General features: G+C 73.5%; 2 protein-coding genes. Both read right to left on the reverse strand.

Annotation, left to right across the window (positions count from 1 at the left end):
* A partial coding sequence (locus ABZZ79_RS39045; RefSeq protein WP_356697353.1) for a beta-ketoacyl synthase N-terminal-like domain-containing protein occupies positions 1-4,931 on the reverse strand: 4,931 nt, incomplete at its 3' end.
* A 64-nt stretch (positions 4,932-4,995) separates the two neighbouring features.
* A partial coding sequence (locus ABZZ79_RS39050) for an SDR family NAD(P)-dependent oxidoreductase (RefSeq protein ID WP_356697355.1) occupies positions 4,996-13,368 on the reverse strand: 8,373 nt, incomplete at its 5' end.

Here is a 13,368-nt window from a genome sequence, read left to right on the forward strand (position 1 = left end):
ATGCCGAGGGCGCGGACGGCGTCCCATTTGGGGGTGGAGGCGGTGGCGAAGACTTCGGCGCCGAGGTGGTGGGCGAGTTGTACGGCGGCCATGCCGACGCCGCCCGCGGCTGCGTGGACCAGGAGGCGTTCGCCGGCGCGCAGGCCGGCGAGGTCGACCAGACCGTAGTACGCGGTCAGATAGACCACCGGGACGGCCGCACCCTGCGCGAAGGTGAACCCTTCGGGCATCGGGACGATCATCCGGCGGTCGGCGATCGCGACCGGTCCGAACGCGTCGAGGACCAGGCCCAGCACGCGGTCGCCCGGTGCCAGGTCGGTGACTCCGGAGCCGACCTCGAGGACCACGCCGGCGGCCTCGCTGCCGAGCGGGGCCTCACCGGGGTAGAGACCCAGGGCGATCAGTACGTCGCGGAAGTTCAGGCCCGCGGCCCGGACCCCGACCCGCACCTCGTGGACTCCGAGCGGACGGTCGGCGTCCGAGGACATCAGCGCCAGCCCCTCCAGTGAGCCCTTGCGCGCCACGCCCAGCCGCCAGGTGTTCCCGGCGAGGGCGGAGAGCTCGGCACGGCCCAGCTGGGGTACGAGGGGTTCGCCCGCCCGGACCGCGATCTGGGGCTCGTCCAGGGAGGTCAGCGCCGCCCAGTCGAGTTCGTTCTCCTCGGCCCCGGCGACCTGGTCGCCCTCGGAGTCGAGGTCGATCAGGCCGAACCGTCCCGGGTGCTCGGACTGCGCACTGCGCACCAGACCCCACACGGGGGCCTGCGCCAGCTCGGGCGCCGAGCCGTTCGCGGCGACGGCCCGCCGGGTGACCACGATCAGCCGGGAGCCGGCGAGCGGCGCGGCGGCCAGCCACTGCTGGAGCAGACCGAGGGCGCGGGCGGCGCTCGCACGCACGGCCTCCGCGGCGCTGCTTCCGGCATCCGTCGCGCCGGCCGCCGGGTCGGTGTCCAGGGCGGCGAGGACCGTCCCGGGTACCGGGGCACCCTCGGCGAGGGCCTTCTCCAGGGCCGTCAGGTCCGGGTAGCGGTCCCACTCCGAGGGGGCTGCGGCGAGCTCGCCGAGGACGCAGACACCACCCTGCTCGGCGGCCGGGGCGTCGGCCGCGGCCGGTACGGGCAGCCAGTCGAGCTGGTAGAGGGAGTTCTGGCCGCCGCGCTGGGCGGACTCCAACTGGGCCAGGTCCACGGGCCTGAAGGCCATCGTCTCCACGGTCAGCAGCGGTGCGCCGTTCTCGTCGGCGAGGGCGATGCGCAGCGCGGAGTCCCCGGCGGGGCTGATGCGCACCCGGGCACGGGTGACGCCGGCCGCGGTGCCGGTGATGCCGGCGCGGACGCCGGACCAGGAGAACGGCAGATCGGCGGTGGCGCCGGGCTCCTTGTCGAGGAGGCCGCCGTGCAGGGCGGCGTCCAGGAGGGCCGGGTGGAGGACGAAGCCCTCGGTGCGCGCGTCCTCCGGCAGGGAGATCTCGGTGCAGATGTCGGAGCCCGACTTCCAGGCGGCGCGGACGCCCTGGAAGAGCGGACCGTAATCGTAACCGGCCTCGGCGAGGCGGGCGTAGAGGGTGTCCACGGCGACGGGCCGGGCTCCGGCGGGCGGCCAGGCGGCGGGGAACGCGGGGGCCGGTTCGGCGTCGGCGGTGAGCCAGCCGCGGGCGTGGCGGGTGACCGTGCGGTCCCCGTCCTCCCCGGAGGTCTCGGGGCGCGAGTAGACGACCAGTTCACGGCGGCCGTCCTCGCCGAGGCGCCCCACGGTGATCTGGAGCTGCCGGGCGGAGTCCTCGTCGAGGACGAGCGGAGCCTCGAGCACGAGATCGTCGAGCACGGGCGTGCCCGCCTGGCGGCCTGCGGTGAGGGCGGCCTCCACCAGGGCGGCGCCGGGCAGCAGGACCGTACCGAGGACGGCGTGGTCCTCGGTCCAGGGCTGCGAGGTACGGGCGAGACGACCGGTGAAGATCCACTCGTCACGGTCGCCGACCTGGACGGTGGCGGACAGCAGCGGGTGGTCGAGGCGGCCGAGTCCGGCCGCGGTGGCGTCGCCGGTGCCGGTGCCGGGGGTCAGCCAGTACCGCTCGCGCTGGAAGGCGTAGGTGGGGAGCTGGACGCGCTCGGCACCCGTACCGGCGAAGAAGGTGTGCCAGTCGATGGCGGCCCCGCCGACGTGGGCCTCGGCGAGGGACGTGGCGAAGCGGGCCGGGCCGCCCTCACCGCGGCGCAGCGAGCCGACGGACCTGACGCGCCCGGCAGCGTCGAGGTCCTGGACGATCTCGTCGACGGCCATGGTCAGGACGGGGTGGGGGGAGAGCTCGACGAAGAGCTTCGCGCCGTTGCCGACGAGGGCGCGGACGGCGGGCTCGAAGCCGACCCGGCCCCGGAGGTTGCGGTACCAGTACGCGGCGTCGAGCTCCGCCGTGTCGAGGAAGTCGCCGCGGGCGGTGGAGTAGAAGGGGATCGTGCCGCTGCTCGGGGCGACCGGGGCCAGGAGCCGCAGCAGCTCCTCCTGGATGCCCTCGACCTGCACGGAGTGGCTGGCGTAGTCCACGGGGATGCGTCGGGCGCGGGCCCCGTCCTGCTCGCAGATCGACTGGAGTTCGTCGAGCGCGGCGGGCTCGCCCGCGACCACGACGGTGCCGGGGCTGTTGACGGCGGCCACCGAGATCCGGCCGTCGAACCGCTCCAGATACTTCTCGACGCGGTCCACGGGCAGCAGGACCGACATCATCCCGCCCTGCCCGGCGAGGCGTTCGCGTACGGCACGGCTGCGCAGGGCCACCACACGGGCGGCGTCGTCGAGGCTGAGGCCGCCCGCCACGTAGGCGGCGGCGATCTCGCCCTGGGAGTGGCCGACGACGGCGGACGGCTCGACGCCGTGGGAACGCCACAGCTTCGCCAGGGACACCATCACGGAGAACAGCGCGGGCTGGACGACGTCGACGCGCTCCAGCGTCGGCGCGCCGGGGGCACCGCGCAGGACTTCCTCGAGGTTCCAGTCCACGTAGCGGGCGAGGGCCTCGCCGCACGCGGCGATCTCCTCGGCGAACACGGGCGCGGAGTCGAGGAGTTCGACGGCCATCTGCTCCCACTGGGAGCCCTGGCCGGGGAAGACGAACACGGTCTCGTCGCCACCGGGGCGGCCCTGGAAGACGTGGGCGGCGGGCTCGGCCGCGGACAGCGCGGCCAGCCCGGCCAGCAGCGCGCCCCGGTCGGTGGCGACGACGGCGGCCCGGCGCTCCAGGTGGGCGCGGGTGGTGGCCTGCGAGAAGGCCACGTCGCTCACGGTGAGGGCCGGCTCGGCGATCAGGTGGGCGCGCAGCCGGTCGGCCTGGGCCCGCAGGGCGGCCTCGCTGCGGGCGGAGACCAGGACGGGCACGGCGGGCAGCTCACGGGCGGGGGCGACGGGAGCCTCCGGAGCGGCGGCCTCGGCCACAGCGTCCGTACCGGCCGTACCCGCGGTGCTCGCCGTTTCCGGCTGCTCCGCCGGCGCCGGGGGCTCCTCGAGGATCACATGGGCGTTCGTGCCGCCCACGCCGAAGGAGGAGATGCCTGCGCGGCGGGGGTGGTTCTCGGTGGCGGGCCAGGGTTCGGACTGGGTGAGGAGTCGTACTTCGCCGGCGGTCCAGTCGATGTGCGGGGAGGGTGCGTCGACGTGGAGGGTGGCGGGGAGCGTTTCGTGCTCCATGGCCTTGACCATTTTGATGATGCCGGCGACGCCCGCCGCGGCCTGGGTGTGGCCGATGTTCGACTTTACGGAGCCCAGGCGGAGCGGTCCGTTCTCGCGCTCCTGGCCGTAGGTCGCCAGCAGCGCCTGTGCCTCGATGGGGTCGCCGAGCGGGGTACCCGTGCCGTGACCCTCGACGACATGGACGTCGGAGGTGGCGAGTCCGGCGTTGGCGAGGGCCTGGCGGATGACGCGTTCCTGCGAGGGGCCGTTGGGGGCGGTGAGCCCGTTGGAGGCGCCGTCCTGGTTGACGGCGCTGCCGCGGATGACGCCGAGGACCCGGTGGCCGTTGCGGCGGGCGTCCGACAGGCGTTCCAGGACGAGCAGTCCGGCGCCCTCTGCCCAGCCGACGCCGTCGGCTCCGGCCGCGTAGGCCTTGCACAGTCCGTCCGGGGAGACCCCGCGCTGCCGGCTGAACTCGATGAACACGTTCGGGCGGGCGAGGACGGTGACACCGCCCACCAGCGCGAGGGAGCAGTCGCGGGCCCGCAGGGACTTGCAGGCGAGGTCCACGGCGACCAGAGAGGAGGAGCAGGCGGTGTCCACGGACACGGCCGGGCCTTCGAAGCCGAAGGTGTAGCTGAGCCGTCCGGAGGCGACGCTGCCCGCGGAGGCGATGGTCATGTACCCCTCGATCTCCGCGCGCCGGTCGCTCTGCTGGGCGACGAAGCCGTAGTCCTGGTACATCACCCCGCAGAAGACACCGGTGTCACTGCCGCGCAGCCCCGTGATGTCGATACCGGCATCCTCGAACGCCTCCCAGGCCGTCTCGAGGAGGAGACGCTGCTGCGGGTCGACGGCAGCGGCCTCGCGCGGGGCGATCCCGAAGAAGGCGGCGTCGAAATCGGCCGCACCCTCGACGAATCCGCCTTCGCGGGTGTACGAGGTGCCCGCGTGGTCGGGGTCCTCGTGGAACAGCCCCTCCACGTCCCAGCCGCGGTCCTGCGGGAACTCGGAGATCCCGACCCGCCCCTCGGCCACGAACTTCCAGAGCTCGTCGGGAGAGCTCACCCCGCCCGGGTAGCGGCAGGCCATCCCGACGATCGCGAGCGGCTCGGCAGCGCGGTCCTCGTACTGCTGGAGGCGGGCCCGGGTCTCGTTCAGGTCGACGGCGACCCGCTTGAGGTACCGGACGAGCTTGTCCTGCTGCTGATCGTTGCCTGCGGCGCTCACTGCGCTGTCCCCCTGGATGGTCGTCTGGTACGGCGTGTTCATGCGTGACATCTGGGTGTCACGCGTCGCGTTGTCGTTCCGCGCGTCGGATTCCGGTGTCACTGGGTCACACCTCGCCGAATTCGGCGTCGAGGAGCTGGAACATCTCGTCCGCGGTGGTGGCCGCCCCGATCAGCTCGCTCATGCCCTGCTTGCTTCCCGTGAGGGTGGCGAGCAGGCCGCGCAGCCGGTCCGCGACGCGCTGCCGGTCCCCGGCGGCGAGGTCGGCGACCATGCCCTCGAGCTTCTCGATCTCCCGGTCGACGGCAGGTTCCTCGGCGGCCCCGCCGGCCGCCTCGGCGAGCAGGTACTTCGCCACGGCACCCGGCGACGGGTGATCGAAGACCAGCGTCGAAGGCAGCCGCACACCACTGGCCCGGCTCAGCCGGTTGCGGAGCTCGACGGCGCCCAGCGAGTCGAAGCCCAGCTCCTTGAAGGCGCGTTCGGGTTCGACCGCCTCGGCGGAGGCGTGGCCGAGAACGGCCGCCACCTGCGCCTGCACCAGCCGCAGTACCACCCGCTCCCGCTCGGCCCCGCTGACCGCGGCCAGCTGTTCGGCCAGAGTGCCCCCGGCCGCCGAGTCGGCAGGCCGTGCGGGCATCCGTACCAGTCCGTGGAACAGCGTCGGCAGCGTGCCCGCGCCGGCCTGGGCGCGCAGCCCGGGCTGGTCGAGCCGGACGGGCACGAGGAGAGCCGTGTCCTGCGTCAGCGCGTGATCGAACAGCTCCAGGCCGGTCGTGGCAGGGAGGGCCCCGATGCCCATACGGGCGAGACGGGCCAGCTCGGCCTCGTCGAGGCCGCTCCCCATACCGGCCGCATCACCGGGCGTGCCCGCGGCGTCCGCCGAACCCTGGGACCCCGCCGTGCCCGCGAGCCCGGCGTGGCCGGTCTCCCCCCACAGGCCCCACGCGAGGGAGGTGGCGGGCAGGCCGAGGGCGCGGCGGTGGGCGGCGAGGGCGTCGAGGGTGGCGTTGGCGGCGGCGTAGTTGCCCTGGCCGGGGCTGCCGATGAGGGCGGCAACGGACGAGAACAGGACGAAGGAGGAGAGTTCCAGACCGGCCGTCAGCTCGTGCAGGTGCAGGGCCGCGTCCACCTTGGGCCGCAGCACCCGCTGGAGGCGTTCCGGCGTCAGCGATTCGACGGTGCCGTCGTCGAGGACTCCGGCAGAGTGCACGACGGCGGTCAACGGGTGCTCCAGCGCGCCCAGCAGCGCGGCGAGTTCACCGCGGTCGGTGACATCGCAGGCCACCGCCCGAGCCTCGGCGCCGAGCCCGGCCAGGTCCGCGACCAGCTCGGCGACCCCCGGCGCGGCCGGACCGCGTCGGCTGACCAGCAGCAGCCGCTTCGCCCCGTGGGTACCGGCCAGGTGCCGGGCGAACAGGGCGCCGAGGCCGCCGGTGCCGCCGGTGATCAGGACCGTGCCCTCCGGGTCCGGAGCGGACGGCCCGCTCGGCTCAGCGAGCTCGGCCCGGGCCAGGCGGGGTGCGAACACCCGCCCGCCGCGCACCGCGAGCTGGGGCTCGTCCAGACCCGCCAGCGCGGCCCAGTCGACGCCCGCGACCCCGGCGGTCGTGCCGGACTCCTCGGCGTCCACGAGCAGGAAGCGGTCGGGGTGTTCCGACTGGGCGCTGTGGACCAGACCCCAGGCCGGGGCCTCGGAGGGCCGCACGTCCTCTCCCCGGACGGCCGCGACGGCCTGCCGGGTGACCACGAGCAGCCGGGTCTCCTCGCCCAGCCAGGCACTGGACAGCACCTGCTGTACGAGACCGAGCGCGTGCTCGGCGTTCTCGTGAACGGCGGCGACGGCGGTGCCGGTTGCAGCGGTGGTGACGGCGGTGCCTGTGGTGACCGGACCGGCATGGGCGACCACGAGGTCCGGAGCGCCCACACCTTCGGCGAGGGCCCGCTCGAGCGCGGCCAGGTCGGCGTACTTCTCCCCGAGGACCTCGACCCGCAGCGGGGCCGCGGTCCCGCGCAGTGCCATCGGCACCCAGTCCACCTGGTAGAGCGAACTGACGCCGGTCCGGCTCCGCGCCTCCAGCTGGGCCTGCTCCACGGCGCGCAGGGCGAGCCGTTCCACGGTCAGGACGTGCGCGCCGTGCTCGTCCGCGATGTCGATCCGCAGGTCCGAGTCGCCGGCGAGGCCGACGCGGACCCGGAGCCCAGAGGCACCGGTCCGTCCGATCCGTACACCCGACCAGGAGAAGGGCAGACGGGTGGCGGAGTCCTCGCCCTCCCGCTTCAGCAGGTCGAACCCGCCGTGCAGGGCGGCATCGAGCAGCGCCGGATGCAGACCGAATCCCTCGGCGCCGTCCGCGTGCTCCTCCGACAGGGCGACCTCGGCATAGAGGACCTCATCGGTACGCCACACGTTCCGCACGCCCTGGAAGGCCGGACCGTAGTCGTACCCGGCCTCGGCGAGGCGCGCGTACAGCGCACCGGCCGGTGCCTGCTCGGCCCCCGCCGGGGGCCATGCCGACGGCAGGGCCGTGACCTCCGGCAGCCCCGTGGCCGGAGCCAAGGTGCCCCGGGCGTGGCAGACGGCCTCACGGTCGGCGTCCTCGTCCGGGTCGCCGTCGCCCGTGCCCACGGTGTCGGCCTCGGGACGGGAGTAGACGGCCACCTCGCGGACACCGTCCTCGTCGGGGTTCCCCACCGTCACCTGGAGCTGCGCGCCCGCCGTGCCGTGCAGCACGAACGGCGCCTCGAGGACCAGTTCGTCGAGTACGGGCGTCCCGGCCCGGCGTCCCGCGGCGAGCGCCAGCTCGACGAGGGCCGCACCCGGCAGCAGGACGGTGCCGAACACTCCGTGGTCCAGGACCCAGGGCTGGCTACCGGCCGAGATGCGGCCGGTGAACAGCCATTCGTCGCGGTCGCCGACCTTGACGGCGGCGGCGAGCAGCGGGTGCCCGAGCCGGTCGAGCCCGGCCCCGGCGGCGTCGCCGGTGACGGGAGCGGGGCTGAGCCAGTAGTGCTCGTGCTGGAAGGCGTAGGTGGGGAGGGGTACGCGTGTGGCGCCGGTGTCGGCGTAGTAGGTGTGCCAGTCGATGGGGATGCCGGCGGTGTGGGTGTGTGCGAGGAAGGCGGCGAAGGTGTGGGTCTCGGGCTGGCGGGAACGCAGGGCGGGGGTGAGAACGAGATTGTCCTCGTCTTCGAGGATTTGGCGGGTGAGTGCGGTGAGGATGGCGTCGGGGCCGAGTTCGAGGTAGCGGGTGACGCCTTCGCGGTGCAGGGTGCGGATGCCGTCGTGGAAGCGGACGGCGCTGCGGACGTGGCTGACCCAGTAGCCGGGGTCGGTCAGCTGGTCGGTGATCAGGTCGCCGGTGACGTTGGAGACGACGGCGGTGCGCGGCGGGTGGTAGGTCAGGCTCTCGGCGGTCTTACGGAACTCGGCGAGCATGGGTTCCATGCGCGGGGAGTGGAAGGCGTGGCTGACGCGGAGTCGGGTGGTCTTGCGGCCCAGCTCCTCCCACCGGGGGAGCCAGGTGTCGAGGGCGTCGAGGTCGCCGGAGACGACGATGGAGCGTGGTCCGTTGACGGCGGCGATCTCCAGGCGGCCTTCGAACCCGGCCAGCGCCTCGGTGACCTCGGTTTCGTCGGCCTGGACGGCGGCCATGGCGCCGCCGGCGGGGAGGGCGCCCATGAGGCGGCCGCGGGCGGCGACGAGGGTGCAGGCGTCGGGGAGGGAGAGGACTCCCGCGGCGTGGGCGGCGGCGATCTCGCCGACGGAGTGGCCGATGAGGTGGTCGGCACGGATGCCGAGGGACTCGGCCAGCCGGAACAGGGCGACCTCGACGGCGAAGAGGGAGGTCTGGGTGTACTCGGTGGCGTTGAGGGTGTCGTCCTGGGCGGCGAGGAGTTCGCGCAGCGGACGATCCAGCAGCGGGTCGAGCTCCGCGCACACCTCGTCGAGCGCGGCGGCGAACACGGGGTGGGCGGCGGCCAGTTCCAGGCCCATGCCCGGACGCTGCGCACCCTGCCCGGTGAACAGGAACGCGGTCTTGCCGCCCACCGGACGGCCCTGGAACACCCCCGGCCCCGGCTCACCGGCGGCCAGCCCTGCGAGCCCGGCAAGCAGCTCCTCCCGGTCACCCGCCACGACCACGGCCCGCTGCTCCAACTGCGCCCGCGTCGCTACCGACGACAGCGCCACATCCCGCAGATCGAGCTCCGGGTCTGCCAGCACATGCGCACCCAGACGCCCGGCCTGCTCACGCAGAGCCCGCTCGCTCTTCGCCGACACGACCACCGGGAACACACCCGGGCCCCGCACCGCGACAGCGGTACCGCCCGTCGCACCCGGCGCTTCCTCCAGGATCACGTGCGCATTCGTCCCGCTGATCCCGAAGGAGGAGATGCCTGCGCGGCGGGGGTGGTTCTCGGTGGCGGGCCAGGGTTCGGCCTGGGTGAGGAGTCGTACTTCGCCGGCGGTCCAGTCGATGTGCGGGGAGGGTGCGTCGACGTGGAGGGTGGCGGGGAGCGTCTCGTGCTCCATGGCCTTGACCATTTTGATGATGCCGGCGACTCCCGCCGCCGCCTGGGTGTGGCCGATGTTCGACTTCACGGAGCCCAGCCGGAGCGGTCCGTTCTCGCGCTCCTGGCCGTAGGTCGCCAGCAGCGCCTGTGCCTCGATGGGGTCGCCGAGCGGGGTACCCGTGCCGTGACCCTCGACAACATCGACCTCGGCGGCCGTCACACGCGCGTTGGCGAGGGCCTGGCGGATGACGCGTTCCTGCGAGGGGCCGTTGGGGGCGGTCAGTCCGTTGGAGGCGCCGTCCTGGTTGACGGCGCTGCCGCGGATGACACCGAGGACCCGGTGGCCGTTGCGCTGAGCGTCGGACAGGCGTTCCAGGACAAGCAGTCCGGCGCCCTCGGCCCAGCCGACGCCGTCGGCTCCGGCCGCGTAGGCCTTGCACAGTCCGTCCGGGGACAGCCCGCGCTGGCGGCTGAACTCGACGAACACGTTCGGCCTGGCCAGGACGGTGACACCGCCGACCAGCGCGAGCGAACACTCCTTGGCCCGCAGGGACTTGAGGGCCAGGTCCACGGCGACGAGTGACGAGGAGCAAGCCGTGTCGACGGTGACCGCCGGGCCTTCGAAGCCGAATGTGTAGCTGAGCCGTCCGGAGGCGACGCTGCCCGCGGAGGCGATGGTCATGTACCCCTCGATCTCCGCACGCCGGTCGCTCTGCTGGGCGACGAAGCCGTAGTCCTGGTACATCACCCCGCAGAAGACACCGGTGTCACTGCCGCGCAGCCCCGTGATGTCGATACCGGCATCCTCGAACGCCTCCCAGGCCGTCTCGAGGAGGAGACGCTGCTGCGGGTCGATGGCGATCGCCTCGCGGGGCCCGATGCCGAAGAACGCGGCGTCGAACTCCCCGGCGCTGTGCACGAATCCGCCTTCGCGGGTGTACGAGGTGCCGGCGTGGTCGGGGTCCTCGTGGAAGAGACCGTCGAGGTTCCAGCCGCGGTCCTGCGGGAACTCGGAGATCCCGACCCGCCCCTCGGACACGAACTTCCACAGCTCCTCGGGCGAGGTGACCCCGCCCGGATAGCGGCAGCCCATGCCGACGATGGCGTACGGCTCTTCGTCCTCGGCCCCGGTCTGCGCCGCCTGCACGACGGGCTTGCGGACCGACTCCGTTCCCGCGACCTGCGTGAGCAGGAGCAGGGCCACGGCGGCCGGGGTGGGGTGGTCGAAGACGAGGGTCGATGGCAGGCGTACGCCGCTGGCCTGGGTGAGGCGGTTGCGCAGCTCGACGGCACCGAGCGAATCGAACCCGAGCTCCCTGAAGGCCCGTTCCGGATCGATGCCCTGCGGCGAGGCGTGGCCGAGTACCGCCGCGACCTGCGCCTGCACGAGATCCAGGACGATCTGCGGGCGGTCGGCCTCGGCGGCCGCCGCCACACGCTCGGCGAGGGAGCCGCCGGCGGGCTGGGTGCGGCGTGCGGGTACGCGGACGAGTCCGCGCAGGAGTGCGGGGAGCAGGCCCGAGCGGGCCTGGGCGCGCAGCGCCGACTGGTCGAACAGTACGGGTGCCAGCAGGGCGGCACCTGTCTGCTGCGCCCGGTCGAAGAGGCGGAGCCCCAGCTCGGCGGGCAGGGCGCTGATGCCCATGCGGGCGAGGAGCGCGAGCTCTGCCTCACCGAGGGTTCCGCCCATGCCGCCGGCTTCGGCCCACAGGCCCCAGGCGAGGGAGGTGGCGGGCAGGCCCTCGGCCTGCCGTCGGGCGGCGAGGGCGTCGAGGGTGGCGTTGGCGGCGGCGTAGTTGCCCTGGCCGGGGGTGCCGATGAGGGCGGCGACGGAGGAGAAGAGGACGAAGGAGGACAGGTCGAGGTCGGCGGTGAGTTCGTCGAGGTGGAGGGCGGCGTCGACCTTGGGTGCGAGGACTCGTTCGACGTGGGCGGGGGTGAGGGTTTCGATGGTGGCGTCGTCGAGGAGTCCGGCGGCGTGGACGACGGCGGTGAGCGGACGCTCCAGGGAGCCGATGATCCGTGCCAGTGCGTCCCGGTCGGTGACGTCGCAGGCGGCGATGTCGACCTGGGCGCCGAGCGCGGTCAGTTCCGTGACGAGTTCGGTGACGCCTTCGGCGGTGGTGCCGCGGCGGCTGAGGAGCAGGAGGTGCCGGGCTCCGTACGCTTCCACGTAGTGCTTGGCGAACAGTGCGCCCAGACCACCCGTACCACCGGTGATGAGCACGGTCCCGTTCACGTCGAGGGCACGCGGTTCGGTCGCCACGGTGGTCTCGGCCGGGGCGACGCGGGGGGCGAGGGTGTGGTCGCCGCGCAGGGCGAGTTGGGGTTCGTCGAGGCCGGCGAGTGCGGCCCAGTCGGGGGTGGTGGTGTCGGTGTCGTCTTCGAGGTCCACGAGCAGGAACCGGTCGGGGTGTTCGGACTGGGCGCTGCGGACGAGTCCCCAGACGGGGGCCTGTGCGAGTTCGGGGGCTTCGCCTGCGGCGGTGGCGATGCCGTTGCGGGTGGCGACGACAAGGCGGGCGTCGGCGAAGACGTCGGTCGCCAGCCACTCCTGGAGCAGGGCGAGGGCCCACAGGGTCGTCTCACGGACCGAGGACGTGGCCTCGGCCGGGACGACGACCGCCTCGGGCACCTCGGCACCGGCGGCGACGGCCGCGACCAGCTCGGCCAGGTCCGCGTACTCCGCGCCCAGAACCACCGTGCGCAGCGGTCCAGCGGCACCGGCGGCCGGAGCCGGAACCCAGTTCACCTGGTAGAGGGGATCGGAAGCTGCCGGGCCGGACTGCTCCAGCCGCGCCGCGTCGACGGCGCGGAAGGTGAGGGTGTCCACGCTTGCCACGGGTGCGCCGTCGGCGTCGGCGAGGTCGATCCGCAGGGCGTTCTCGCCCAGGGGGGCGATCCGCACCCGGATCCGGGTCCCCGCCGTCCGCGTCAGGCTGACACCCGACCAGGCGAAGGGCAGGGCGGCCGCGGAGTCGCCCGAACCGCCGTCCAGCCATTCGAGGCCGCCGTGCAGGGCGGCGTCCAGCAGTGCCGGGTGGATGGCGAAGCCGTCGACAGGGGTTCCCTCGGGGAGGGCGATCTCCGCGTGCACGGCGTCGTCGGTGCGCCAGGCGGTCTGTACGCCTTGGAAGAGGGGGCCGTATTCGTATCCGGCGTCGGCGAGTTCCGCGTAAAGGGCGTCCACGGGAACCGGGACGGCTCCGGCGGGCGGCCAGGCGGTGGGCAGCTCCCGTACCGGTGTGGTGGCTTCGGCCGTGAGTCGGCCGCGTGCGTGACACACGGCCTCGGAGTCGGAGCCGGAGCCGGAGCGGGAGTAGAGGTCGATCTGGCGGTGTCCGTCTTCCTCTGGTTCTCCGACGATGACCTGGAGTTGGCGGGTGGAGTCGGTGTCCAGGACGAGGGGGGCTTCGAGTACGAGTTCTTCGAGGACGGGTGTGCCGGTGTGGCGGCCGGCGGAGAGTGCGAGTTCCACGAGGGCGGCGCCGGGGACGATCAGTGCCCCGAGGACGACGTGGTCTTCGATCCAGGGCTGGGTCTCGCGGGAGACGCGCCCGGAGAACAGCCAGCTGTCCGCGGTACCCACCTGCATGGCTGTAGCCAGTACCGGGTGCCCGAACCGGCCCAGACCAGCGGCACTCAGATCACCGGAACCGCCACCGGAGGCCACCCAGTACCGGTCGCGCTGGAAGGCGTAGGTGGGGAGGGGTACGCGTGTGGCGCCGGTGTCGGCGTAGTAGGTGTGCCAGTCGATGGGGATGCCGGCGGTGTGGGCGTGTCCGAGGAAGGCGGCGAAGGTGGTGGCCTCGGGCTGGCGGGCGCGCAGGGCCGGGGTGAGGACGAGGTTGTCCTCGTCTTCGAGGATGTGGCGGGTGAGTGCGGTGAGGATGGCGTCGGGGCCGAGTTCGAGGTAGCGGGTGACGCCTTCGCGGTGCAGGGTGCGGATGCCGTCGTGGAAGCG

The organism is Streptomyces sp. NPDC006458, assembly GCF_040612135.1.
In the GTDB taxonomy this organism is placed as follows: domain Bacteria; phylum Actinomycetota; class Actinomycetes; order Streptomycetales; family Streptomycetaceae; genus Streptomyces.